At 58.2% G+C, this 26852-nt stretch carries 19 protein-coding genes and 2 tRNA genes; 12 read left to right on the forward strand and 9 right to left on the reverse strand.

Going from position 1 to position 26852, the window contains the following annotated elements; all coding sequences use genetic code 11:
* Positions 1-9: 9 nt before the first annotated feature.
* The 6 genes from ELE36_RS07160 (at position 10) to ELE36_RS07185 (ending at position 5667) form a co-directional block, all read left to right on the forward strand.
* On the forward strand, positions 10-450 hold the full coding sequence (locus ELE36_RS07160) for a hypothetical protein (RefSeq protein ID WP_129832418.1): 441 nt from the start codon (positions 10-12) through the stop codon (positions 448-450).
* Entirely contained in the window at positions 447-830 is a 384-nt protein-coding gene (locus ELE36_RS07165) for a phage holin family protein (RefSeq protein ID WP_129832419.1), read from the forward strand. The genes ELE36_RS07160 and ELE36_RS07165 overlap by 4 nt, the downstream gene beginning before the upstream one ends.
* A complete protein-coding gene (locus tag ELE36_RS07170; RefSeq protein WP_129832420.1) occupies positions 823-1065 on the forward strand; it encodes a hypothetical protein in 243 nt (80 codons plus the stop codon). The genes ELE36_RS07165 and ELE36_RS07170 overlap by 8 nt, the downstream gene beginning before the upstream one ends.
* On the forward strand, positions 1065-3674 hold the full coding sequence (ligD, locus tag ELE36_RS07175; RefSeq protein WP_129832421.1) for a DNA ligase D: 2610 nt from the start codon (positions 1065-1067) through the stop codon (positions 3672-3674). The genes ELE36_RS07170 and ligD overlap by 1 nt, the downstream gene beginning before the upstream one ends.
* Positions 3675-3986: 312 nt before the next feature.
* On the forward strand, positions 3987-4340 hold the full coding sequence (locus tag ELE36_RS07180; protein ID WP_129832422.1) for an HU family DNA-binding protein: 354 nt from the start codon (positions 3987-3989) through the stop codon (positions 4338-4340).
* A 184-nt stretch (positions 4341-4524) separates the two neighbouring features.
* Positions 4525-5667, forward strand: coding sequence for an extracellular catalytic domain type 1 short-chain-length polyhydroxyalkanoate depolymerase (locus tag ELE36_RS07185; protein ID WP_129832423.1), 1143 nt, complete (start codon positions 4525-4527; stop codon positions 5665-5667).
* On the opposite strand, the gene ELE36_RS07190 is transcribed toward ELE36_RS07185, so the two are convergent.
* Positions 5664-6014 (reverse strand): hypothetical protein, encoded by a 351-nt coding sequence (locus ELE36_RS07190; protein WP_129832424.1) that lies wholly within the window; start codon positions 6012-6014, stop codon positions 5664-5666. The two genes, ELE36_RS07185 and ELE36_RS07190, sit on opposite strands and share 4 nt — an antisense overlap.
* A gap of 346 nt (positions 6015-6360) precedes the next feature.
* Between ELE36_RS07190 and lexA the strand changes: the two genes are divergently transcribed.
* The 4 genes from lexA to ELE36_RS07210 are packed head-to-tail and all read left to right on the forward strand — an operon-like array spanning position 6361 to position 12119.
* Positions 6361-6975: a transcriptional repressor LexA gene (gene lexA / locus ELE36_RS07195; protein ID WP_129832425.1), complete on the forward strand. Its 615-nt coding sequence runs from the start codon at positions 6361-6363 to the stop codon at positions 6973-6975.
* Positions 6972-7601, forward strand: coding sequence for a translesion DNA synthesis-associated protein ImuA (imuA, locus tag ELE36_RS07200; RefSeq protein WP_129832426.1), 630 nt, complete (start codon positions 6972-6974; stop codon positions 7599-7601). Before lexA ends, imuA begins: the two co-directional genes overlap by 4 nt.
* A 19-nt stretch (positions 7602-7620) precedes the next feature.
* Positions 7621-9039: a Y-family DNA polymerase gene (locus tag ELE36_RS07205; RefSeq protein ID WP_129832427.1), complete on the forward strand. Its 1419-nt coding sequence runs from the start codon at positions 7621-7623 to the stop codon at positions 9037-9039.
* Positions 8979-12119: an error-prone DNA polymerase gene (locus ELE36_RS07210; protein WP_425480898.1), complete on the forward strand. Its 3141-nt coding sequence runs from the start codon at positions 8979-8981 to the stop codon at positions 12117-12119. The genes ELE36_RS07205 and ELE36_RS07210 overlap by 61 nt, the downstream gene beginning before the upstream one ends.
* Before the next feature lie 260 nt (positions 12120-12379).
* Here ELE36_RS07210 and ELE36_RS07215 read toward each other — a convergent pair whose 3' ends face one another.
* Positions 12380-13360, reverse strand: a complete 981-nt coding sequence (locus ELE36_RS07215) for a DUF4339 domain-containing protein (RefSeq protein WP_129832428.1) — start codon at positions 13358-13360, stop codon at positions 12380-12382.
* A 183-nt stretch (positions 13361-13543) separates the two neighbouring features.
* Here ELE36_RS07215 and ELE36_RS07220 point away from each other — a divergent pair, with 183 nt between their 5' ends.
* Both ELE36_RS07220 and ELE36_RS07225 read left to right on the forward strand, forming a co-directional pair.
* On the forward strand, positions 13544-13849 hold the full coding sequence (locus ELE36_RS07220; RefSeq protein ID WP_129832429.1) for a helix-turn-helix domain-containing protein: 306 nt from the start codon (positions 13544-13546) through the stop codon (positions 13847-13849).
* Between the two features lie 195 nt (positions 13850-14044).
* Positions 14045-15150, forward strand: a protein-coding gene (locus ELE36_RS07225; RefSeq protein WP_129832430.1) for an IS3 family transposase whose coding sequence is annotated in 2 segments (ribosomal slippage) — positions 14045-14303 and positions 14303-15150 — 1107 coding nt in all. Because the reading frame shifts where the segments join, the coding sequence is not laid out codon by codon here.
* Positions 15151-15336: 186 nt separating this feature from the next.
* Here the strand turns inward: ELE36_RS07225 and ELE36_RS07230 are convergent.
* The 7 genes from ELE36_RS07230 to ELE36_RS07260 form a co-directional block, all read right to left on the reverse strand.
* Entirely contained in the window at positions 15337-16284 is a 948-nt protein-coding gene (locus tag ELE36_RS07230) for a hypothetical protein (protein ID WP_207215888.1), read from the reverse strand.
* Between the two features lie 787 nt (positions 16285-17071).
* A tRNA-Glu gene (locus tag ELE36_RS07235) sits at positions 17072-17147 on the reverse strand.
* A 35-nt stretch (positions 17148-17182) separates the two neighbouring features.
* Positions 17183-17258, reverse strand: a tRNA-Ala gene (locus tag ELE36_RS07240).
* A gap of 72 nt (positions 17259-17330) precedes the next feature.
* On the reverse strand, positions 17331-18809 hold the full coding sequence (locus tag ELE36_RS07245) for an efflux transporter outer membrane subunit (protein ID WP_242512381.1): 1479 nt from the start codon (positions 18807-18809) through the stop codon (positions 17331-17333).
* A gap of 77 nt (positions 18810-18886) precedes the next feature.
* Entirely contained in the window at positions 18887-22183 is a 3297-nt protein-coding gene (locus ELE36_RS07250) for an efflux RND transporter permease subunit (protein ID WP_129832432.1), read from the reverse strand.
* Positions 22180-25314, reverse strand: a complete 3135-nt coding sequence (locus tag ELE36_RS07255) for an MdtB/MuxB family multidrug efflux RND transporter permease subunit (RefSeq protein ID WP_129832433.1) — start codon at positions 25312-25314, stop codon at positions 22180-22182. The genes ELE36_RS07250 and ELE36_RS07255 overlap by 4 nt, the downstream gene beginning before the upstream one ends.
* 38 nt (positions 25315-25352) lie before the next feature.
* On the reverse strand, positions 25353-26852 hold the full coding sequence (locus tag ELE36_RS07260) for an MdtA/MuxA family multidrug efflux RND transporter periplasmic adaptor subunit (RefSeq protein ID WP_129832434.1): 1500 nt from the start codon (positions 26850-26852) through the stop codon (positions 25353-25355).

A 26852-nucleotide genomic window follows, 5' to 3' on the forward strand; every position in this document is an offset into this window, starting at 1 on the left:
GAAAATTACATGGCAAACCTCAACAATTCTGCTCAGTCCGGCAAAGATGCGCTGCGCGAAGTGAAGGAGCAGCTCTCGCGTAGCGCGGCTGAAATCGCCGACCAAGTATCCACCGGGGTGCACGCGGCATCGGACACTCTGGGCGACACCGCTGAGCGCGTAAGGCAGGCGGCCGGAGCCACTGTCGACCAAGCGGGCGCGGCGATCGCAGCCACTGCCGAGCACACAAAAACATTGGCAGTAAATGCTGCCGGTCAAATTCACGACTTTGCTGATCGAGCAGGAGACGCGTCTGCTCAATGGGCAACCTTGCTAGGAAAATACGCCCGAGCCAACCCGGTGCTCACGTTGGTACTGGGGACCGTAGGCGGCGTTGTTCTAGGCCGCTTGTTGACGCCACGTCCGATCGTCGTCGAGCCTCGCCGCCGTCGTAAGAGAGCCGATTCGTGAGCGAATATGGTGTACCGTCAATGCGTAAGATTCGGCGGTACGTGGTCGTTGCTCGGGCGACCCCGGCCATCATCGAATCTTACGTTAGGTTGGTGCGCGCCGAAGCAACGTTGGCGAAAGAAAATCTCAAGCCGCTTTTGATTGCCAGCGCGGTCGCAGCAGTGTGTGCCATTGTCGCGTTATCGGTGCTTGCGTGTGGCGCAGTCATCGGATTGCATGATCGCGGTATCGGTCTGATCGTCTCTATTGCCGTTCCCGTCGTCATCACCTCGGTGATTGGAGGGATTGCAGGATGGAGCGCTTATCGATGGCTGGGGCCGAGTACCTTCAGTGAAAGTCGCAAGCGGCTCTCGTGGATCGTGGAAGCGTTGTATGACTAAACTTTCCCAAGCTGAACCCGTTACTTTGGCCGCATCCGAGTTCGACGAGAAATTGATCGCATTGGCGATGAAGCTGCGAGATCTGCCCGAAGTCGGCACCACGCCGGGGCTGTTGCCCTTGCCGCTCATTGCCACAGGCGTGGTCGCGTCTTTAGGGCTGTCCGCCGCATTTCGACAGCCCATGCTGCGTAGTGGGGCAGGATGGTTGCTGCGTCGGATGATGGATCATTTTTAATGAGCCTCAAGGAGTACAAAAAAAAGCGCAATTTTTCGGCAACGCCGGAGCCGGCAGAGAGTATCCGATCGAAAACCCCTCAGTTCGTGGTGCAGTTGCATCATGCCTCCCATCGACACTTCGACTTTCGCCTGGAGCTTGATGGCGTTCTAAAAAGTTGGGCGGTTCCCAAGGGCCCGAGTTTCGATCCTGCCGTCAAACGCTTGGCAATGGAGGTAGAAGATCATCCCGTTTCCTACGCCACGTTTGAAGGCGATATACCGAAAGGAAATTACGGCGCTGGGCATGTCGACGTATTCGATTCCGGGACATGGGAGGCAATCGGTAGCGCGCAGCAAGGTCTCACGAAGGGCGATTTGAAATTCGTGCTTCACGGCGACATTCTCCGCGGTTCATGGGTGTTGGTTCGCACCGGCAGACAAGGAAAAAAGAACCAATGGCTGCTTATCAAACACCGCGACGAATATGCGAATGAGCGGGATGCCGATGCATTTGTGGATCCTAAGACTGACCGCCCGATTTCGCTTACAAAGAGGAGAAAAACGTGGCCGAAAGAGTCCAAGCCATCGCCTCGAAAAACATCAAGCTCATCCGCCAGCCCGGCTTCGAAAGCAGATACAAGCGAGATTTTGAAAGCAGGAGAAAGAGAAGCGCTGGCGTCTGCAGCGTTTACACCCGAACTTTGCCGCCTTCAATCTTCACCACCCTCAGGAGCCGAATGGCTGCACGAAATAAAATGGGATGGATACAGAATTCTTTGCACCGTGGTGAAAGGTCAGGTGCGCTTGTGGTCCCGAAATGCGATTGAGTGGACAGATCGTCTGCCCGAATTGGCCGGCGCCGTGCGCTCCCTAAAGTTGAAGAGTGCGCAGCTGGATGGCGAAATGATAGTCCTGAAAGATGGGCGCGACGATTTCAATGCGCTACAGGCACGACTGTCCGCCGAGAATGGCGAGCCCGCGATCTACATGTTGTTCGACTTGCTGCATCTCAATGGCAAATCATTAAGAAATGTCCCGCTGATTGATCGGAAACGAGTGTTGGCGGACTTGATGCAAAAACATTCGCATAGTCTGCTGCGCTTCTCGCAGCATCAGGTTGGCTCTGGGGAAGAGGCATTTGCTCAAGCCGCGGCCGCCGGTCAAGAGGGAATCGTGAGCAAGCGTGCGGACAGTTCGTATAGCGGTTCGCGAAATGGCGACTGGATCAAGGTCAAGGCTCGGCCCTCGGATGAATTTGCTGTGGTCGGCTTCACCCTGCCAAAAGGATCCCGCGCGGGTGTGGGGGCGTTGCTGCTGGGGCAACCACGGAACGGCGAGATGACCTATGTGGGGCGCGTTGGTACTGGATTGAACAATGAAGACCTGCGCGAATGGCGCAATCGACTTGAGCCGTCGATCAGGGACAAGCCCACGGCCAATATTGATTTGATGGCGAAGGTCGATCGCCGACTCGCGATTTGGGTAAAACCGAAAATTGTCATCGAAGCCTTCTACCAAGGCATTGGCGGCCAAGGACTGTTACGCCAGCCCGCATTCAAAGTGCTGCGACGTGACAAAAAGGTCGTCGACCTGCTTGATTCTGATTGCTCGGCGCCGGCTGCAGAACATAAAACAGGCAGCCACTCAAGATCGCCGCTGAAAGTCACTTCAACGAAGAAACGTGCGCAGAAAGTCATACGGAAACTTCAAGTGGACGAAAGTGCGCCGCTCGCTGAAATTCGTCTTGCCAAAGACGGCACTAACGACTCTGAGGCGCTGCATCTGACTCATGCAGACCGAATCGTTTTTCCAAAACTTGAAATCAGCAAAGGGCAGGTCGCGGAATACTACGCAGCCGTAGCTTCATTGCTCGTCCCGGAAATTGTCGGTCGTCCGCTCTCCATAGTGCGCTGTCCTGATGGCGCTTCGGGCACGTGTTTTTTTCAAAAACACGTCGGCAAAGGTTGGGGCCCCAATGTTCACTCTATTGCGGTAGAGGAAAAATCTGGCACCGACGAGAATTTGAGCATTCACGACGAGCGAGGGCTGCTGGATCTCGTGCAGATGAACGTTCTGGAGTTTCATCCATGGGGCGCTCCGGGCGACGATCTCGCGCATGCCGATCGCATCGTATTTGATTTGGATCCGCATGCGTCAGTCAAATGGACAAGAATGATCGCTGCTGCTCGGGACGTGCGTGCGCAGCTGAAATCCATCGGACTCGAATCCTTTGTGCGTACCTCTGGTGGAAAAGGACTGCACGTCGTGGTGCCGTTGAGTCCGCCCGCGCCTTGGGATGCGGTGAAAAATTTCGCGCACGCTGTTGCGCAAGCGATGGCTACCTTGAAACCCAAGGAGTTCGTCGCTGTCGCGGGAGACAAAAACCGTGTGGGGAAAATATTTGTTGATTGGTTGCGCAACGGTCGCGGCGCGACCAGCGTCGCTTCCTACTCGCTGAGAGCACGTGATGCGGCAGGTGTCGCGATGCCGCTAACTTGGGACGAATTAGGCCGAGTCAAAAGTGGTGATGCGTTCACCATAAAAAACGCAGTTGGTAAAATTCGTAGGCGAAAGGACGATCCGTGGGAAGAACTCAAAGTGCTGAAGCAAGCGCTGCCAGAATTTTAAACGGTGCGTCTCGCGGCCCCCGTGCTGAGAAAATTCGCTTATAACCCAACGTAAGTTTAGGCAGGATGGTTCATGTCGGACCGACGTTCTCCCGCTTTGAGTAGCGGTCCACTTTACAGTCCGGTGGTTAACGTAAGTAGTAGCTTTTTCGAACCGCGTCGTCGAGAGTGAGCAAGGTATCAGTTATTCCAATGGTCAAAAAACGGGGATAGCGCTAGGACCTCTCAATGTTGAGGATCGAGTTGTAACGCCAGAGATTTGGTGTCGGGTCACACTTCGCAATTCAACTTTCTGTCCAGGAGAATACGCAACATGGCAACAAAGAACGCTGCTGCAAAAGAACCGATTCGGAAACCTATTACAGACGTCCTAACCAAGACTGCGCTCATCGCGCACTTGGCAACCGATAGCGGAGTGGATGCCAAGGGCGTTCGTGCCGTGCTCACATCGCTCGAGCACGCCATCACGGGCTCGTTGCACAAGAAAGGCGTGGGACATTTCACGTTGCCCGGACTGCTCAAGATCACCGCCCATGCCGTTGCCGCCAAACCTAAGCGGAAGGGTGTCGACCCGTTCACCAAGGAAGAGCGCTGGTTCGCCGCCAAGCCAGCGAGCATGAAAATGAAGGTGCGCACACTGAAGAAACTCAAGGATGCCGCCGGTTGATCTAAAGGCGACGCGATCCAGAATCGCGTCGCTTGCCGCAAGGTCTGAAGGTCGCAGTCTCAGTCTCTTTATGGATCCGGTCTTTCCGAATGATGGATCGATCAATGTCACATGCTAGATGCACCGCGCGCATCTTCTACCGCCTTGGCCGGTCGAATTCGCTAAATATTTCCGCAGGTATGCCATGAAAAGCTATGCAAGTTTCCGCAAACGATTCCGTGCAGCGCTCTCTATATTGGGCAAGTCGGCCAAGTCAGCCCGCGCCACCTCCAAGATCGTGAAAGAGGCGATGTCCCGTCTCCCCGGCGCAGCCTCAAAGAAACCCACCAAATTCGATCCGCGGAGGTTTTCGCGGGGCGCGGCGTATGTAACAGCGAGCGCCAACGATTCGCGAGACGTGCAAAACGATGCGAGACAGGCCACGTCTGGTCGGGCGTGTGATCGCGATGTACCCGCCGAGCATACGAGTCGCTTTCTGGCAGGCTCGTATACCTGCGACTCGGGCACACGCGAATACAAACTCTACGTCCCCGAATGCTACCGCGCCGGTGTAAAACTAGCGCTGGTCGTGATGCTGCACGGCTGCACGCAATCTCCCGACGATTTCGCAGCGGGAACGCGTATGAACGAACTCGCCGAGGAACAGGGGTTCTTGGTGTTGTACCCGGCCCAGACGGCGAGTGCCAACGGCGCAAAATGCTGGAAATGGTTTAAGCCCGAGGATCAGCAGCGCGATCGTGGCGAGGCATCGATCCTCGCGGGAATGACCCGCGAAGTCTCGGCTCAATATGGTGTCGATGAACGGCGTGTTTTCGTCGCGGGGCTTTCGGCCGGCGCCGCGATGGCAGTCATTCTGGGCGAAACGTATCCTGACCTATTTGCGGCGGTCGGCGCCCATTCGGGTCTGCCCTACGCCGCAGCGCACGACGCGCTCTCTGCGTTTCGCGTCATGAAAAGTGGTCGCAACTCAGCGAAGTCGAGAGGCGTTCGTGTTGCCCGCGCTACCAAACCGACGATTGTTTTTCACGGGGATCGGGATCAAACCGTCGACATGAAAAACGGTGCGCAGATCGTTCGGGACGCTGTTGTCAAAGACCCAAACGCACCGCCCATGGATGTGGCGTGCAGCGATGGCGAAAGCGAGGGTCGATCTTTTCTCAGGACGGTTTATGGCGACCCCAGCGGCCGGCACCGGGTAGAACACTGGATTATCAGAGGTGCCGGCCACGCTTGGTCTGGCGGTAGCGAGCGTGGCTCTTATACCGATGCGCGAGGTCCGAATGCCTCAACGGAAATGATCCGTTTTTTCTATTCCGCGGTGCACTAACTCGAATACATTCGAACATTCGGGGCACTGAACCTAACATCCTCTTTATGAGCGCTTCCGGGTGTAGCCGCTCGTTCGATTTGCATGATTGGCAGCGTCTCAATGCAAAATGTGCGCACGAGGTTGCCGGCCTCGTTTCGCACATCGAGCCGCCACGCCGCGGCAATGCCGGCGCCTTGGCCGGGATAAGAAAAGCGTAGCGTGAAATCACGCGCTTCGCTTGCTGTACCGCGATAGGGCACATGCAGCGTGGCGTCGAATTTTTCGTGGTCGGGAAATGCGGCAAACAGGCAAGACGGCGCAAGCAACGCCAGTGTCAGTGCGTGGCGCAAGATCGATTTTTTCATGGCAACTTTCCCCCTTAATAGCCGATCAACCTATCACGCACATTGATCGCTGATCCACCGCCAAATCCGAATGGGCTGGCTACACCCGTTTTAGACGGGGAATTTATATCGGGCTCCGGGTATATAGGTCACCGTTTCCAGCAAACGCTAAAGACGACGCCATTGGCGCCGATGGCACCTTTCATCGCCGGCGATAATTGAGGAGCTTGGCAGAGTCGCAAGTTTTGCGACTCTGCGCTGTTTGAATCCGACGCGTTGCCAACGCGAGCTCCCAAATGCCTGATCAGAAACGAGTCTTTAAGTTTCGTTTGCACGGATGAAAACTACCACTTAAAGTAGTAGCATTATGAAGATACTCACCGCCCGCCAACAATCGATCCTCGACTTCGTTCGCGAGTGCATTTCGGCGCATCGGCTTCCACCGACGCAAGCTGAGATTGCGGAGGCCTTTGGATTCACTCAGCGCGCCGCCGAAGATCACGTCCGTGCGATCGCTGCCAAGGGTTTTCTCGTTCTGCAGCCTGGAAAAGCGCGCGGCATCGGCCTTTCTGGACAGGCCGCTAATGCAAGCCCGTTTCTCGAACTACCGCTGGTCGGCCGCGTTGCCGCCGGTCAGCCAATCCTCTCCGAAGGCCATATCGAGCGGCAATTTTCGATCGATCGCCATATGTTCCGCCCACGCCCGCACTACCTGTTGCGGGTGGAAGGCGAAAGCATGCGTGATGTCGGCATCATGCACCGCGATCTGATTGCCGTGCACCGCTCACCGGACGCCACGAATGGTCAGATCGTGGTGGCCCGCATCGACGGAGAAATCACCGTCAAACGGTTCCGCCAAGTGCGCCAGCGTATTTTGCTGCTGCCCGAAAATCCCGATTTCGCGCCGATCGAAGTCGACCCGCGCACCGATGATTTCGCGATCGAAGGTCTTTACGTCGGCAGCATCCGCATCCCCTCATGAGCGCCGTGCTCACCCTCGTTGACGTGCTGCGCGATCCGCGTGTTTGGCGTGGCACCGCTGACGCGGTAGCACTCGCCACCGAGCCCACCGGGCACGCGCTGTTGGATGCTGCATTGCCGGGGCAGGGATGGCCGCAACATGCCTTGTCGGAAATTCTGATTCCCATCGATGGCATCGGCGAGCTGGGCTTGATCGTACCGACATTGGCGCGCTTGACCCAAGCCGAAAAGGTGGTGGTCTTGGTGGCTCCGCCCTACGTGGCGTATCCCCTCGCATGGGCCGCGCAAGGTGTGGTGATGCGTCACCTGCATTTCATTGATGCGACCGGCCGTGATGCGTTGTGGGCGGCGGAACAATGCCTGCGTTCGGGCGCGTGTGCCGCCGTGGTGTGTTGGCCACTCAAAGCTGACGATCGCGCGCTGCGGCGTCTGCAGGTGGCGGCTGAAACCGGACACGCCTTGGGCTTCGCCTATCGCCCCTCAAGCACCGCAGGCAATCCTTCGCCGGCAGCCACGAGGGTGCAGTTGACGGTGCACGAATCCGAGACGCGGTTATGCGTGGTGAAGTGTCGCGGTGGACGCGTGCCGACGACCACGCTCACCGTTCGTTCGCGTCGTCGCGCCTGAGCGGCATGGAAGCTCGATCGTGCTCTGGGCCTGCATCCTCCTGCCGCAACTGTCGCTCGACGACGTCGTTCGGCGCAGCATCGATCCAGCCGCGCCTCTGGTCATTGCTGAGGGGCCTTCACAACGTCGCGTCGTCCGGCACGCCAACGGACCTGCGCAACGCGCCGGCCTGCGTCGCGGCCAACCGGTAGCCGCGGCGCGCGCACTGCTGCCCGAGTTCCGCTGCATTGCCTACGATCCAGACAAAGAAACGCAGTTGCGCCTGATACTGGCGGGCTGGGCGTATGGCTACAGCTCTATGATCAGCCTGCGCGAATCGGATGCCATCCTCGTGGAAATCGGCGCGAGCCTGACGTTGTTCGGCCCTTGGCCGCAGCTCGAACGTCGGCTCCGCGCTGAGTTGGCTGAGCTCGGCATCACGCATCGCATTGCGGTGGCGCCCACCGCTTTGGGCGCATGCGTTTTAGCAGCGACACAAGATGGCATGGCCGTGATGCAGGCTGGCCCGTTCAACAACGCGCTAACCCAAGTTTTCTTGGAGTCCGCACTCTTGTTCCCGGCGGATGTCGTCGCGCTGAAGGCTATGGGGCTTCGCCGTCTGCGCGATGTGTTTCGGTTGCCACGCGCGGGGCTCGCAAAACGGTTTTCACCAGAGCTGCTCGATCATCTGGATCGGATGCGAGGAGAGGCCGCCGATCCGTTACCATTGCATCACCCTGCGGCGCATTTTTCCGCCCGCATGGAATTCGACCATGCCATCGAGTCGTCGGAAACATTGCTGTTTCCACTGCGCCGCCTACTGGGCGATTTTTCGGCGTATCTGCACGGTCGCGATAGCGGCGTGCAACAGTTCGATCTCGTGCTCGAACACGATGACCTCGCGCCGACCATCATCTCCATCGGCCTGCAAAGTCCGCAGCGTCAGGCCAGCGTGCTGTTCGAAATTTGCCGACTCAAAGTGCAAAACACATCGGTGCCCGCTGCGATTCGCGCACTCGGGATTCGCGCCCGCGACCTACCTGCGTTTGTGCCGGATGCGGTTGATCTATTTGATGATCGGGCGGGCGGTCAACTGTCGTGGCCGCAACTCGCCGATCGATTGCGCGCACGCTTGGGCCCGGACAGCGTGTATCAGTTGACGGCGACGGAGGATCCGCGTCCTGAGCGTGCGTGGCAACGCACCGTGTTCAACAAGCGGAACGATGCCTTGCCGGTGGACGGCACGCGACCGACGTGGCTGTTCCGTACACCGCTGCCATTGCATGGCGTTCCGCAACATATTTTGGCCGGGCCGGAGCGCATCGAATCCGGTTGGTGGAGTGGCGGTGATGTGCGCCGTGACTACTACGTCATCGAGACACGCCTCGGACAGCGCGCATGGGCCTTTCAAAGCGGGGGAGAGGGCAGTCTGTGGATGCTGCACGGGTGGTTCGCATGAGTCGCACGCCAGCGTACGCAGAGCTGCATTGCGTCAGCAACTTTACGTTTCTACGTGGGGCGTCGAGCGCGTTCGAGCTCATGGAGCGTGCGAAAAAAATGGGTTATCACGCCCTCGCCATTACGGATGAATGTTCACTCGCCGGCATCGTGCGCGCGCATGAGGCCGCAAAAAAGCTCGACGTGCATTTGATCGTCGGCAGTGAGATTCATTTTGACGATGACCTGACGGTGGTGTTGCTGGTCGAAAATGCGGTGGGCTACACCGCCCTGTGTCGGCTGATCACTCAAGGTCGGCGCAGCGCAGAGAAGGGCTCGTATCACCTCACACGCAGCGACCTTGGCGACACGAGTGGATTGCTCGCGCTGTGGCTACCGGATGGCGAATTCACATCCGAAGATGGCCATTGGCTTCGTTCCCGATTTCCTGACCGTTCTTGGCTGGCGGTCGAACTGCATAAAGGCCCGGACGATGCGACCCGTTTGCGCGATCTTCTCAACCTGGCGACCGTATGCGACTTGCCAGCGGTGGCCGCGGGCAATGTTCACATGCACGTGCGTCGCCGCCGCGCGTTGCAAGACACACTCACGGCCATTCGTCATCGCACGACAGTCGAGCGGGGTTGCGGCCACTTGTACAAAAACGGCGAACGCCATTTGCGCCGACGCGAGGCGCTGGCCACGGTGTATCCGATCGAACTGCTCGATGCCACCGTGGCGATCGCGGCACGCTGCTCGTTTGGTCTCGAACAACTTCGTTACGAATACCCGCGCGAACTGGTCCCGAAGGCGTACACCCCTGATGCGTGGCTACGCCACCTCACTGCCATCGGCGCGCAATGGCGGTGGCCTGAGGGAGTGGCTGCGCACGTCCGCAAACAACTCGAACACGAACTGGCACTGATTGCCGAGCTGAACTACGAATCCTATTTTTTGACGGTGCACGACATCGTTCGCTTCGCACGCGAGCAACGCATCCTATGCCAAGGGCGCGGCTCCGCAGCGAACTCGGCGGTGTGTTTCGCACTGGGCATTACCGAAGTCGACCCGGCCTACTCCAATGTTTTGTTCGAGCGATTTATCTCACGTGAGAGAAACGAGCCGCCCGACATCGACGTGGATTTTGAACACGAACGGCGCGAAGAAGTGATCCAATACATCTATCGCAAGTACGGTCGTGACCGTGCCGCGCTCACGGCCACGGTGATTTGCTACCGATCCAAAAGCGCGGTGCGCGATGTCGCCAAGGCGCTGGGCATGACGGGTGATCAGGTCGATCAACTGAGCCGTGCATTTACACAGTGGGATAACCTCGATGGCATGGAGGATCGGCTGCGCGAATGTGGCTTTCAACCTGACTCGCCGGCCATGCAACGGCTGGTCATTCTGGCACGCGAGCTGATCGGATTTCCGCGGCATCTGTCGCAGCACACCGGCGGCTTTGTCATCTCCGAGCATCCGCTGCATGAGCTGGTGCCGGTTGAGAACGCGTCCATGGTGGATCGCACCATCATCGAATGGGACAAGGACGATCTCGACGCGTTGGGATTGCTGAAGGTCGATGTCCTCGCCTTGGGCATGCTGACCTGTGTGAGCAAATGCCTGGATCTATTGCGCGCCCATCGTGGTCGGGATCTCACCTTGGCAACGATCCCTGCGGAAGACCCCGCCACGTACGCGATGATTCAGCGCGCCGATACGGTCGGAGTGTTTCAAATCGAATCCCGCGCGCAGATGAGTATGCTGCCGCGTCTCAAACCGGCCACGTTTTACGATCTGGTGATTGAAGTGGCGATTGTGAGGCCGGGGCCGATTCAGGGAAAAATGGTGCATCCGTATTTGCGTAGACGGCAGGGGCTGGAAACCTACGAGCCGATGACGGGGCCGTTGGCCGGCGTGCTGGATCGCACGCTGGGCGTGCCTCTTTTTCAGGAACAAGTGATGTCGTTGGCGATACTGGGTGGTGGATTCACGCCGGGCGAAGCCAATGAAGTGCGGCGAGGGATGGCAGCATGGAAACGCCACGGTGGGCTTGATCAATTTCATGAAAGATTGATGTCGGGCATGCAGAAAAACGGCTACACGCTGGACTTCGCGGAACAGGTATTTGCACAGATGCAGGGGTTTGCGAGTTATGGCTTTCCGGAAAGTCACAGTGCGAGTTTCGCGTTGATCACCTATGCCTCATGCTGGTTGAAATGTCACGAGCCGGCGGCATTCGCGTGCGCGTTGTTGAACTCGGCGCCCATGGGGTTTTATTCAGCGAGCCAGATCGTTCAAGACGTGCGTAAGCACGGCGTTCGCGTGCATCCGGTCGATGTCCGATTTAGCGAATGGGATTGCACGCTGGAAGCGGCAGGTCAGGAAACCGCACAACCGATTCTGCGTTTGGGCTTTCGCGAGATTCGCGGATTCAGCGAAGATGTTGCTATCCGAATCACTGCGGCACGTGGGGATTCAGCATTCGTTGATATCGCGGATCTGTGCGATCGCGCAGCCTTGGACAAGCGTGCGCAACGTCTCTTGGCGGATGCCGATGCATTGCGTGGCTTGACTGGAAATCGGCATCGAGCGCGTTGGGCGATGGCGGGTGTCGAGCCACAATTGGAACTCTTCGGCTCGCTACGCACCTTGGAAGAGCGTGTTGCATTGCCGCTGCCAAGCGCGGGTGAAAGCTTGATTGCCGATTACGCCAGTACCGGTCTGACACTCGGCCCACATCCGCTGGCGCTGTTGCGTCCGCAGTTGATGGCAGAACGTTGCAAGCGGTCGGCAGAGGTTCGCCGCTTGGATCATGGTCGAACGGTTCGTGCTGCCGGGCTAGTGACGCTGCGGCAGCGACCCGCGACCGCCGGTGGGACGACCTTTATCACCTTGGAAGACGAAGACGGCATGCTTAACGTTGTCGTCTGGGAGCGCTTGGCGCAACGGCAGCGGCGCGTTCTGCTCGAATCGAGATTGATGGCAATCGACGGCGTGCTGGAATCGGCGGACGGTGTGCAGCATTTGATCGCGGGCCGATTGATCGATTTGACAGGATTGCTGGGGCAGCTAAATATGCGCTCGCGGAATTTTCATTAGTGAAAAAAACATATGTACGCCTAGTCTTCACGCTCCTAAGGTGTCATCAACGGTTGTGAATGAGGCAAACGGGATTCCACGTAGCCCAGGACAGCGACGCGAAGCCGCATAGGTCCGCAACGCCATGTTACTAAATGCCGTTTGCGGCAACGAACGGTGACGAGACTGGTAATTCTGGTGCGCAAGTTCATGGGCTTCCTGCGTCATCTGTCCGAGCGCACCGGAGTACAACTTCCCTACGCCACGCCGGTTGGTACCCGTCATTTAGAGTACTCAACAATAAAGTGTTCATTATCGTCCGCAACTCTCACGGTATAGGATTTCGAAAGAGACTTTTTATCTGTTTTTGGCTCATCCAGTGGGTAAAAAGTCATCACCGCATGACAGTTCAATACCCCCTTCGACGACGTAAAAGTAACGATGTCGGTCAACTGTAAGTCCGTTTGTTCGCGCACTTTGTTGACGTAGTTTTCTTCATCATTTGCTGGAAGCGATTTGCCACTATTTATCGCCGCGGACGATACAAACAAATAGTCCCGCTTCATGATTGTCTTTACAATGAGATGTGTAGCCGTTTCCACCACCGCCGCATCGGCGCAATCGATGACCGAGGCATGTGCGTGTTTCAGCAGTCTGGGACCAAGAAATCCGATCAGCATAGTCAGCGCGACAATCGCCGCGATCTTTCCAAGTGTTGAGCGAATGGGTTTTTTGGCAACGAAATTTTGCTCCATATTTTCGGGTTTTGGAGGGGTAGGAAGAGCTTCCTCAGAGTGAGCGAAAAAAGTCGGTATATTTGTGAATTGCGGTTGCGGTGATGCATTCGATGGTTGCTTTGGTAGCGAGGCGCCTTCAATAGATGTCACGGGCACCCAATCCACAAGGCGGGGGTGCCACGCCAGGTCCGTCGGCGAGATTTCGCCAGTAGCTAAAAGCGCATTTACCTGAACGACCGAGTAGGGTCCAGACCGATGGCCATGTCGCTCGACAAATATCTGCAGATTTTGATCTTCTAAAAGAGTATTCGCGGGCGCCGAGGCGCTCGCCTCTGAAGTGGCCTTGCTAGTAGATGATGTCGGCAACAGCCCACGCACGTCGACCGCGTCGATCCATCGCACTTGATCGACCGTAATCTGTGTCGATGGCGTTAGCTGTCCTGACGCGACCATGTTACGAATCTGCGCTAAGTCATACGGACCGCCGCTGCCTTGTGGGCTTCGAATCCAGTAAAGACGTGCCATACCACCCCCTGTAAGACTTATCTACTAGGCGTTTGACGACACCTATCGCCGCCGTTCTGTGCATGAGCCACGAGCTTATTCATGGTCAATGACGCATGTACATTTTACCATAAACATGATTATTTTGAACAGTATGTTTATGATGAGTGGTTTGATTAGCCTGATGTTTTCAACATTGGGCGTATGGCAACGAATGACATTCTGCTACGCATCGGCAAGGTGGTTAGAAAGCACCGCGAAGCCATGAAACTCACGCAGGAAGCCTTCGCCGATGCGCATGGGATCAACCGGGCTCACTATGGGGCGATAGAGCGAGGCAAGCAGAACCTGACCTTGCTTAATTTGGTCAGGATTGCTACGGGCCTGAATATGCCTTTGTCTACGATTTTGTCAAAGGCGGAAAAACTTGATCTCGTAAAAGCAATGTCTGAGCCAGACAACCCTCCGAGCAGGGGGCGACCGCTCGGGCGTAAAAGTCAATGGAGGTAGGGTGTCCCCTCGAACCGTTACTGAACGTGAGCTGCGAAAAGAGTGAAACGCGTTAGCTCCAATCTCCTCTGGCTAGGGAATTGGACTCCAAACCGCTGCGTTACTCAAAATCGGGGGGGGGCGTCGTGCGACGTCCCCCCAAGATTGAGTAGCAAGGCGCATTAGAGTCCAATCCCAACGACAAGGAGATTGGACGTGAAGAAGCGTTTTTCGGAAGAACAGATCATTGGCTTTTTGCGTGAAGCGGAAGCGGGCCTTTCGGTAAAGGACCTGTGTCGGCGGCACGGCTTCTCAGAGGCGAGCTACTACCTGTGGCGCAGCAAATTTGGCGGCATGAGAGTCCCGGAGGCCAAGCGCCTGCGTGAGCTGGAGACGGAGAATACGCGGCTGAAGAAGTTGCTGGCCGAGTCGATGCTGGAGATCGAAATCACGCGGGAAATCCTGAGAAAAAAGTGGTGAGCGCACCGGCACGTCGGCTGGCGGTGCGGCAGATAGTGGATCAGGGGCTGAGTGAGCGCAGGGCCTTGCGGGTGATGCGCATGAGCGCCAGTGCGTTGCGCTATGAACCGGCGCCGGACCGCAACGTGGCGTTGCGTGAGCACATTCTTGGCCTGGCACATCGACATACGCGCTATGGCGCCGGGATGATCTACCTGAAGCTGCGTCAGGCGGGTCTGCGGGTCAATCACAAACGGGTTGATCGGCTGTACGCCCTGGCGAAGCTGCAGGTGAAGCGGCGCAAGCGCAAAAAGGTGCCTGTGGCCGAACGTCAGCCGCTGGTGCGTCCGCTGGCCGCGAACCAGGTGTGGTCAATGGATTTCGTGTTTGATCGTACCGCCGAGGGGCGCGTGATCAAATGCCTGACGATCGTCGATGACGCCACGCATGAGTCTGTCGCCATCGTGCCGGAGCGTGCGATCGGCGGACATCCGCTGACGCGCATCCTGGATCAGCTTCGCAGTACCCGCGGGCTGCCCAAGGTGATTCGCACGGACAATGGCAAGGAGTTTTGTAGCCGTGCCATGGTGGTCTGGGCACACGCGCGTGGCGTGACCCTGCGCTTGATCGAACCCGGCAAGCCGAATCAAAACGCCTACATCGAATCGTTCAATGGCCGGTTTCGCGATGAATGCTTGAACGAGCACTGGTTCACGAGCATGGCCCACGCCAAGGTCGTGATCGAAGCGTGGCGCCGCGAATACAACCAGGAGCGACCGAAGAAAGGTCTTGGCGGGATGACGCCTGCTGCCTATGCAAAACAGATGGCTGAAAGAACAGTTACGATAACCACCGGACTCTAAAGCTGGTCGCTACTCAAAGCGGGGGGACGTCGTCGCTGCCGTAGCGGTCGAAAAACTCAACCTTCGATAGGCCTGGTTGGAACTGGATCAGGTTCATTGCCATAGCCGACTCCTCGTTGATCGTGGAGCCAGTTTTGCCCGGCTACGTCGCAAATCATGCGACTCGGGACTGAGGTTGGGCGCTAATCAGGAATCTTTATCTCTCTCCGCAGACCGTAACAATTTTTTTTCCCTTTCATACTTATTAATTTTTCTTACCATTGTGGAGTACGCGAGGGGCCTGTCGGCGCCGAAATAGTCCTGCGGGTTCATGTCGATGTATTTAGCGATAGCACCCGCACTCGCCATTCCATTTGTCTTGGTAAATCTTGGAAATTCCGCGCGCAATTTCTCCGCAGCCTGGATGACGACGTTGTGACGTTTGAGATGCTCTTCCGTTTTCCGCAAAGACGCTTGCTCGTTTCTCAGCTTTTGGGGCGTCGGAAAAGTTTTAGGCCGAGCCTGCGCGTTGGCAACTTGATCGTTGCGTGCCTCGTACTTGGCCTGCGAATCCGGTTCGGACTCCTTCGGTTTTATTAATAGTTTTTTAAGTGACTCTAGCTCTCCAGTCGCTATGAGAACGTCACATCTACGGAGGGGAAAAGTGGTAAATCCGAAATGAGACGCAGAATGTTCGAATCCCACCATCGATCCGCTACTTTCACAGCCTAGCGGCGTCTGTAATGCAGATTCAACAGTTGAAAGACTAGAGACTTCGCCCTTTGCTACACGGGCCGCATCTCGCTTGTTGAGTACCACGGTGCCCGAAAACGACAGCGAGGTTAGCACCGCGAGGGTCTCGGATTCGAATATATCTTCGTCCGGCGCGAGAGCACCCGTCGGCTCCCGCTTCGGCTGAACTAAGGCGGAGGTCTGCATCGCGATTCTCCTATTACCATGCTCGTCAAAGACAGCCCGCGGCTCAACAGGTGACGCTGCCCCATCCGGAATCCAAATAATCGGCCAATCGCGCACCGTGGCATACGCGCAGAGCTGACCGAGCTCGACATGATTTATTATTGTCTCGGATGAAATCCCGAAAATATCTGCGGCATCATCGATGTTCAGATATTTTATGTCCTGCATTTTGGCCACCGTGTTCAGAAAAATTCGCCATCGAAAATATAGCGGATTTCGTGAAGGTCAGGCTAGGAATGTCGCGACCTGTGCTGCGTATACGAGCGCCGACTCATACGCGGAGATGTATTGACCAAATGACTTTCTGGCTAGGTAGTGCCTCCAATGCTGATGAACAATGCGATAGCTTAATGCAACCGGCGCGCGCTGGTTCGCGGGAATCGTCGCGGGCAGTTGCGCTCGTTTCTAGTAGCTCATCGTGCAATGCGATTGAGCGGTTGGATTTGTAAAATCAGGAAAACGCAAGGGGGTCGGATGGGCGGCTGCAAAACGCTGCGGGATGCTAAACGCATACCAAGAAAGGCCTTTGCTGCAGCTTCCGAAATTGCTGATAGGTTAGTTGGTGAGGTGATGCACGCAATCGGCATCCAAGTCAAAAAGAGGTGCTGCATGTCGACAAACCGAAGTCGCCGGTGATTCGTTCTAACCGAGGCCGGGCCATATGCCACAGCTGGTTTAGACGCACGGCTGCGCAAACTTAAACGCGCGAGTTACCTTTGCGTTTTGAGCGCCGATCGGTACAGATGCCGTTATACCTTAGCTCGAATTCAACCGAGCGCCAACGAAGGGCATCGCTGAGGGTATCGAGCATTAACGGGTCGGTTGCCGAGATAAGCAATGGCGCCCGATAGCATGGCTTAGCGGGCTCGCCGAAACCAAAATATTTCAGGGGGTGCAAACGAAGGCATTTCGAAGGCATATGCAAAGGCCCACCTTTTCAGATGGGCCTTTACGTTGACGTATATGGCGTCCCCAAGGGGATTCGAACCCCTGTTACTGCCGTGAAAGGGCGGTGTCCTAGGCCTCTAGACGATGGGGACGCAAGAGGAAAACAGCTTAGGAACTTGGTGAAACTTGGTGGAGCCAGGCGGGATCGAACCGCCGACCTCTACAATGCCATTGTAGCGCTCTCCCAGCTGAGCTATGGCCCCGGGAAGACGCGGAAGATTACGGGAGATGGGGCAAATGGTCAAGGACAACGTTAATTTGCGCCGGCAAAAAATTCATGGCGCTGGGTGCTTGTCCGCGTCATCCATGCGTTGCGCATCCCAGCCACCGCCCATGTCGCGCACCAGCAGCACGCTGGCCACAAGCCGCCGACTGTCGAGCTGTGCCAAGCTGCGCCGGTTGCCGAACGCGGTGGCCTGCGCGGTGATCACGTTCAGGTAACTCACGGTGCCGGCCTTGTATTGATTCAAGGTCAAGGCTAGCGCTTCTTCCGCAGCAGCGACCGCGGATTTTTGCACTTCGGTTTCGGCTTGCAATACACGCAACTGCACGAGATCGTCTTCGATCGCCTGAAACGCGCTGAGCACGGTTTGGCGATAGGTCGCGACACTCGCGTCGTAGCCGGCCTCGGCTTGGCGCACCTGCGCGCGCCGCGCGCCGCCATCAAACAGCGTCGCCGCGATCTGCGGGCCGAGCGACCAGAATTGATTCGGAGCAGTCAGCCATTTGGAGAAACTCGAGCTTTGATAACCGCCGCTGGCATTCAACGTGAGGCTCGGAAAAAACGCCGCGGTGGCGACGCCGATCTGCGCGTTCGCCGAAGCGACCAGACGCTCCGCCGCGGCGATGTCCGGACGACGTTCAAGTAGTTCCGATGGAACCGCCACCGGCAATACCGGCACGGGCGTATTCAGCGGCGCGACCGGCAGCGAAAATTCTGCGGGAGCCTTGCCGATCAACACAGCGATGGCGTGTTCGTATTGCGCGCGCTGAACTTCCAGATCGATCGCTTGCGCCTGAGTGGTTTTCAGCTGGGTATCGGCCTGCACCACATCGGCCTTGGCAACCACACCCGCGGCGTAACGATTTTTCGTAAGCTGAAATGATTTTTCGTATGCAGCAACCGTGTCGTCGAGCAATTTTTTCTGCGTGTCCTGCGCGCGCAGCTGGAAATAATCCTGCGCGAGTTCGGCTTGTGCGCTGAGTTGCGCATTTGCCAGATCGGCCGCGCTGGCTTCAGCGCCAGTCGCATTCGATTCGACTGTGCGGCGCACCTTGCCCCAGATATCCGGCTCCCACGATGCGGTCGCGCTGAGAGAGTTATTGCGCGTGATGCCGCGCGCGTTGCTGCCGGTATTGGTGCCCGTGCCTGTGCCGGTATTGTCGGTCGTGGTGCCGCTGCCCTGATGCGAGCGCGTGCTCGACGCACTCAGGCCGACGGTCGGAAAATAACTCGCCTCTGAAGCATCGACCAACGCGCGCGACTTGCGATAATTCGCTTCTGCGACCAGCACATTCTGATTCGAAATCGCGACTTGGCTCATCAGCGTATTGAGTTTCGCATCGGCATAGATTTCCCACCACGCACCGTGCGGCTGGTCGTCTTTCGGCTGCGCCTGTTTCCAGTCCTGCGCTTCCTTGAACGCCACCGGTGCATCGATTTTCGGGCGCACATAATCCGGGCCGACCGCGCAGCCGGCGGCCAGCGTGGTAAGACCGAGGATCAAGGTCATCCTGATTTTATTATTTCGCATTACCACTCCAACTTGAATCTGTGCGTGCATGCGGCGAAGCCGGCGGCGCGCATGAAAATTTTGCATGTGTGCAACCGTCAATGCGCATTGCCGTGGCTCAGTTTGCCGCTGTTGTCGCCGAAACGTGAGCGTTGCCATTTCGCGGCGGCCCACAAGCGGAAACGATCGAGATAAATGTAGACCACCGGCGTGGTGTACAGCGTCAGCATCTGGCTCACCACGAGGCCGCCGACGATCGCGATGCCAAGCGGGCGACGCAGCTCCGCACCGTTGCCGGCACCGAGCGCCAGCGGCAGCGCGCCGAGTAGGGCTGCCATCGTCGTCATCATGATCGGGCGGAAACGCAACAGACACGCCTGGAAAATCGCGTCGTGCGCGCTCAGGCCCTGATTGCGTTCGGCATCGAGCGCGAAGTCGATCATCATGATCGCGTTTTTCTTGACGATGCCGATCAGCAATATCACACCGATCAGCGCGATCAGGCTGAACTCCTCGTTGCACGCCAGCAGCGCGAGCAGCGCGCCGACGCCGGCAGAGGGCAGGGTGGAAAGTATTGTCAGCGGATGCACATAACTCTCGTACAACATGCCGAGCACGATATACACCGCGACCAGCGCGGCGAGAATCAGGAATGGTTGATTATCGAGCGAACTTTGAAACACCTTGGCGGTGCCTTCAAAGCTGCCGTGGATCGTCGCCGGCACATGAATTTGCGCCATCGTGGACTGGATCGCCGCCACCGCATCGCTCAACGACACACCGACCGGCAGATTGTAGGAAATCGTGGTCGCGACAAACGGGCCTTGATGATTCACTGCGAGCGCGGTGTTGCTCGGGCCGTAGCTGCTGAAGGCCGAAAGCGGCACCATCGTTTCTTTCGACGAACTGATCGGGTTGCCGGTCGATGCGCCCTTGGTATTGCCGGTGCTGACGTTCGATGCGTTGAGCAATGGATTCGATGCGCTGGTGCTCGCTGTGCTGTTGCCGCTTTTGCTCGCTGGCGCGCTATTGCGCGACAAGGCATTGGTCGCTTGGCTGCCGCTGGCGACACCGCCAGACGTGCTCACGTAAAGCTCTTTCAGCGCGTCCGGATTTTTCCAGTATTGCGGCGCGACTTCCATCACCACGTGGTACTGGTTCAGCGGATTGTAGATCACTGACACCTGGCGTTGGCCGAACGCGTCGTATAGTGCGTTGTCGATCTGGCTGGCGGTCAAACCGAGCCGCGTCGCGGTCGCGCGATCGATCGTCAACTGGGTTTCGAGGCCTTTGTCCTGCTGGTCGGAATTGACGTCGGCAACTTGCGGTACGGATTGCAGCGCGGTGACGATTTTTGCCGACCAGGTGCGCAACTCCTCGATATCGTCGCCCTGCAAGGTGTATTGATATTGCGAATTGCTCGACCGTCCGCCAGCGCGAATATCCTGCACGGCCTGCAGGAACAAGCTCGCACCCGGCACCACGCCGAGGCTCACGCGCAAACGTGCGATCACTTCATCCACGGTCTTGGTACGCTCGCCGAGCGGCTTCAGCGTGACGAACGCACGCGCTGAATTAGTCTGGCCGCCACCGGTGAAACCGATCACGTTTTGCACGTCGGGATCTTTCTGCACGATGTCGAGAAACTGGTGCAGTTTCTGCTGCATCAGCGTAAACGAAATACTCTGGTCGGCCTGGATCCCGCCCATCAAACGTCCGGTATCCTGCTGCGGAAAAAATCCCTTCGGCACGATAATATACAAGTATACATTGAGGCAAACCGTGATCAGCAGGATGATCATCATGAGCGGCGAGTTGCGCAGCGCCCACGTCAGGCTGCGTTCGTAGGCGCTGAGCAGGCGCGCGAAAAAGTTTTCGCTCATCCGCGCGAACCGTGACGGTTCACGCTTGTGTTTCACGCTGCGCAACAAGCGCGCGCACATCATCGGCGTAGTCGTCAGCGATACCGCCAGCGATACCAGAATCGCCACCGAGAGCGTGATCGCAAACTCGTGAAACAGCCGTCCGACGAGGCCGCCCATAAGCAGGATCGGAATGAATACCGCGATCAGCGAGATGCTCATCGACAACACCGTGAAGCCAACTTCGCGTGCGCCGAGCAGCGCAGCCGGAACCGGTTTCATGCCGGCTTCGAGATGGCGCGAGATATTTTCGAGCACGACGATCGCATCGTCGACGACAAACCCGGTGGCGATCGTGAGCGCCATCAGCGACAGATTATCGAGGCTGAAACCGCACAGGTACATCACGCCAAACGTGCCGATCAGCGACACCGGCACCGCCACCGCGGGTATCAGCGTGGCGCGTGCATTTCGCAAGAACAGAAACACCACCATGATCACAAGCATGGTCGAAGTGATCAGAGTTTTTTCGACATCGCGCAGCGAAGCGCGGATGGTCGTGGTGCGTTCCATGCCGACGCCGATACGCACCGAGGCTGGAATCGCCGCTTGCAATTGCGGGATCAGCGCGGTGATGAGATCCGCGGTTTCAATAATGTTGGCACCGGGCTGAGCGGTGATGATCACCAGCACCGACGGTTTGCCGTTGGCGAGGCCGAGGTTATGCAAATCCTCGACTGAATCGACCACGTCGGCAACATCCGTCAACCGCACCGGCGAGCCGTTGCGATACGCCACCAGCAGCGTGCGATATTGATCGGCGGTGCGCGCTTGATCGTTGGTGTAGAGCTGCCAGTGGCGTGTCTCGTCCTCGATCGCACCTTTCGGGCTATGTGCGTTCGCCGCGGACAACGCCGCGCGCACATCTTCCAGGCCGATGCCGTATTTGAACAACGCATGCGGATTGAGTTCGGCGCGCACCGCTGGCAACGAACTGCCGCCGATCGTGACATCGCCGACGCCTTCAATCTGCGACACTTTCTGGCCCAGCACGGTCGAGGCGGCGTCATAGATCTGCCCCGTGCTCATCGTGTCTGATGTCAGCGTGAGGATCATCACCGGTGCCGACGCCGTGTTGGCTTTGCGATAGGTAGGATTGCTGCGCAGCGCTGTGGGCAAGTCCGCACGCGCGGCGTTGATCGCAGCCTGCACGTCGCGCGCGGCGCCATCGATATCGCGATTCAATCCGAACACGAGCTGGATGCGCGTCGAGCCAAGTGAGCTCGAGGATGTCATCTCGGTGACATCGGCGATCGTGCCGAGACGACGTTCAAGCGGCGTTGCGACACTCGCGGCCATCGTCTCTGGACTCGCGCCGGCCATGTTGGCCGAGACCGAAATGGCCGGTGAATCGACTTTCGGCAACGGCGCTACCGGCAGCAGAAAAAAGGCGACTGCGCCTGCCAGCGCCACGCCCAGAGTCAGCAGGCTGGTGGCGACCGGGCGGCGGATGAACGGCGTCGAGATACTCATCCCGGCGTGTCCTGCGCGAGTGTCGTATCTTCATCGCCATGCGCGTCGTCGTCGTGTCCGCGCCATTTTGCAAAACGTGTCGCGGCGCTATCGAATGCGAGATAAATCACGGGCGTCGTGAACAGGGTCAACACCTGGCTCACGATCAAACCGCCGACGATGCTGATGCCTAGCGGATGGCGCAATTCCGAGCCGGTGCCCGAGCCAAGCATCAGTGGCAATGCACCGAGCAGCGCCGCCATCGTGGTCATGAGGATCGGACGGAAACGCAGCAGGCACGCCTGGAAAATTGCCTCGCGTGGCGGCTTGCCTTCGTTGCGTTCGGCGTCGAGCGCGAAGTCGATCATCATGATCGCGTTTTTCTTGACGATGCCGATCAACAGGATGATGCCGATGATCGCGATGATGCCCAGATCGTTGCCGGAAATGATCAGCGCCAGCAGCGCGCCGACGCCAGCCGAGGGCAGCGTGGAAAGAATCGTGATCGGGTGGATGTAACTTTCGTAGAGCACGCCGAGCACGATGTACATCGTCACGATCGCGGCCAGAATCAGCAACAAGGTGTTGCCGAGCGACGCCTGGAACGCCAGCGCGGCACCCTGAAAACTCGTGACGGTGCTGGTCGGCATGCCGATCTGTTGTTCGGCGAGTTTGATCGCTTCGACCGCGGCGCCGAGCGATGCTCCGGGCGCGAGATTGAACGACATCGTCGTCGCCGGAAACTGGCCGAGATGATTGATCAGCAGCGGCGCGGCCTGTTCGGTGAATGTCGCGATTGCCGACAGCGGCACCTGCGTGCCGCCGGTAGTCGGCAGGTAGATGTCGGCGAGTGAGGCGGGCGATTTCTGTAGGCGCGGATTGGCTTCGAGAATCACGCGATATTGATTCGACTGGGTGAAAATCGTCGAGATGATGCGCTGGCCAAACGCGTCGTACAGTGCGTTGTCGACGGTCGCTGGAGTGATGCCGAAACGTGATGCGGTATCGCGATCGATCGTGACGTAGATCGACAATCCCTTGTCGGCCAGATCGCTCGCGACATCGGCAAGCTCGGGCAATGTATTGAGCTTGTCGACGAGCTTCGGCACCCAGGTCGAAAGTACGTCGGGGTTGGCGTCTTCGAGCACGAACTGGTACTGCGTGCGGCTGACTCGGCTGTCGATACTGAGATCCTGCACAGGCTGCATGTACAAGGTGATGCCGGCGACTTTGGCGGTGTTTTGCTGCAGGCGCGCGATCACCGCGCTGGCACTGTCGCGGCCATCCTCGCGCGGTTTCAGATCGATCAGGAAACGACCGCTGTTGAGCGTGGTATTGCTGCCGTCGACACCGATGAAAGACGACAGGCTGGCCACCGACGGATCTTTCAATATCACCTCGGCCAACGCCTGCTGGCGCTCGGCCATCGCCGCGAACGAAGTCGCCTGCGATGCTTCGGATACGCCCTGGATCAGGCCGGTATCTTGCAGCGGGAAAAAGCCTTTCGGGATGATGATGTAGAGGATCACGGTGAGCGCGACGGTGAGTGTGGCGACCAGCAAGGTCAGCATTTGCCGATCGAGGACCCAGTTCAACATCTTGCCGTAGCGCGCGATCACCGCGTCGAACCACGCCGCTGATTTGCGCGCGATCGCGCTCTGTTCGGACTCGGGTTTGTGCTTGAGCAATTTTGCGCACAGCATCGGCACGAGGGTCAGCGACACCACCGCGGAAATCAGAATGGTGACAGCAAGCGTGACGGCGAATTCGCGGAACAATCGTCCGACCACATCGCCCATGAACAGCAGCGGGATCAATACCGCGATCAGCGAAATCGTCAGCGACACAATCGTGAAACCGATCTGCTCCGAACCTTTCAGCGCGGCTTCCATCGGCGAATCGCCGGCCTCGATGTAGCGCGCGATGTTCTCGATCATCACGATCGCATCGTCGACCACAAAACCCGTGGCGATGGTCAGCGCCATCAGCGACAGATTGTTGAGGCTGAAGCCGGCTAGATACATCACTGCGAACGTGCCGACCAGCGACAACGGTACCGACAAACTCGGGATGATCGTCGCCGGCAGGTTGCGCAGGAACAGGAAAATCACCAGCACCACCAGCACCACCGACAGCAGCAGTTCGAGCTGCACATCGTGCACCGAAGCGCGGATCGTAGTGGTGCGATCGGTCAGCACGGCGACATCGATTGCTGGCGGCAGAGTGCTCTTGAGGTCGGGCAGCATCGCCTTGATCTGGTCGACCACGGCGATCACGTTGGCGCCGGGCTGGCGCTGGATGTTGAGGATCAACGCGGGCGTGGAATTCATCCACGCGCCGAGTTTGCTGTTCTCGGCGCCGTCGATGATATCGGCGACGTCGGTCAGGTAAACCGGCGCGCCATTGCGATACGCGATGATCAATTTTCGGTAAGCGTCGGTGCTCTGCAGTTGGTCGTTGGCGTTGATCGTGTACGAACGTGTCGCGCCGTCGATGCTGCCTTTGGCGGTATTCACGTTGGCGTTGCTGACGGTGCTGCGCAGGTCATCTAGATTCAGGCCGTACGCGGCGAGCGCGGCCGGATTCGCCTGGATGCGTACCGCCGGTCGTTGACCGCCGCTAATGCTGACGAGGCCGACGCCGGGCAGTTGCGAAATCTTCTGTGCGAGGCGCGTGTCGGCGAGATCCTGCACCTGCGTCAGCGGCATGGTTTTCGAGGTGAGCCCGAGCGTGAGAATCGGCGCATCGGCCGGATTCACTTTCGCGTACACCGGCGGCGCAGGCAGATCGGCGGGCAGCAAATTGCCAGCGGCATTGATCGCCGCTTGCACTTCCTGCTCGGCGATATCCAGATTGAGATTGAGATTGAACTGCAACGTGAGAACCGATGCGCCCGCCGAGCTGGTCGAGGACATCTGGTTGAGTCCGGGCATCTGGCCGAACTGGCGCTCCAGCGGCGCCGTGATGGATGACGTCATCACATCCGGACTCGCACCTGGATAAAACGTCTGTACCTGGATCGTCGGATAGTCGACTTCGGGCAACGCCGACAGCGGCAAATAGTGATACGCGACCATGCCGACCAGCAGGATCGCCGCCATCAACAGCGACGTCGCGACCGGTCGCAGGATATACGGGCGGGATGGATTCATGAGGTAATCGACTCAGCCGATGCCGTGACTGCGTGGACTCATGTGCCACTTCCGCCAGGCGCGGATGCAGCCGGTGGATTGGCGCCGGATGAATTTGCTGGAGGCGTGTTGCCGGTTGGCGCATTGCCGGGCGGCGTGCTTGCGCCGGGCGTTTTCTCGGGTGCGGCGGCGGCCGGATTCGCGGCAGGTGCGGCGCCGTTTTGCGGGCGATGGCGGCCTTCACCGGGCTTGCGCGGAATCGTGCCGTCGGCGGCTGGTTGCACCGCCGGTACGGCGGCTGCGGGTTGTTCGTTCGGCAGTGTTACGGCGGCGCCTTCGCGCAATCGATCCGCACCGTCGGACACCACGGTTTCGCCCTTGGTCACGCCGGTCAGCACGGCCACCTGTTCGCCTTCGGTCGGTCCGAGCGTGACCACTCTTGCGGTCACGGTGTGATCGTCCTTGAGCACATAAACATACGTGCCTTGCGTGCCGCGCTCGATCGCCGAACTCGGAATCACCAGCGCATCGTGCAATGTATTGGTGAGCATCTTCACATTGACGAACTGGTTCGCGAACAGGCTTTCGTCGGTATTGGCGAATTGCGCCTTGAGCTTGACTGTACCGGTGGTGGCATCGATCTGATTGTCGACGCTGGCAAGATTGCCGTCAGCGAGCTTGGTGGTGAGGCTGCGGTCGTAGGCCGCGACTACCAGCTTGTTGCCGGCATTGAAGGATTTCAACACGGTCGGAATATTGTCTTCCGGCAAGGTGAAAACGACATTCACTGGCGAGAGCTGGGTGATCACGACAATGCCGTTGGTATCGCCGGTCTGCACGTAGTTGCCCGGATCGACCTGGCGCAAACCGACGCGACCGCCGATCGGTGCGGTGATGCGGGCGTAAATCAGGTTGAGTTTTACGCCATCGATCTGTGCCTGATCGGTTTTCACCGTGCCGATGTATTGCTCGACCAACGCCTGTTGCGTCGCGAGTTGCTGCTCCGGGGCGGAATCCTGCTTGACCAGTGTCTGATAGCGGTCCAGATCGATGCGCGCATTCTTCAGCAGCGCTTGATCGCGGGCGAGCTGGCCTTCGTATTGCGCGAGTTGCGCCTGATACGGACGCGGGTCCACTTCGGCGAGCAGATCACCTTGCTTGACCAGTTGCCCTTCCTGAAATTGCACACGCAACAACTGTCCGCTGATTTGCGTGCGTACCGTCACTGTGTTGAGCGGAGTGACCGTACCGAGTGCGGTGAGAAATACATTTACGTCGGCGGGTTTGACTACGGTCGCGCCGACCGGCGTAGCTTGCTGGCCCATGCCGGCACCACCGCCGCGTCTACCGCCACCACCACCAGGGGCGCCCGCGCCTGCGGCAGCGCTGGGCTGGCCGGTGCTCGGTGTGCTGGCGTGGCGCAGAAATACGAAATACACGATCACAGCGATCACCACGGCGGCGAGTAACCATAACCACCAACGGCGCGGTGCGCTTTGTTGGCCGCGGCGGCTGGAATCACGATAGCTGTCTAGCGGATGGTTCGGCGGTGATGTCAT

Origin of the sequence: Pseudolysobacter antarcticus, assembly GCF_004168365.1 — a bacterium.
Taxonomy (GTDB): domain Bacteria; phylum Pseudomonadota; class Gammaproteobacteria; order Xanthomonadales; family Rhodanobacteraceae; genus Pseudolysobacter; species Pseudolysobacter antarcticus.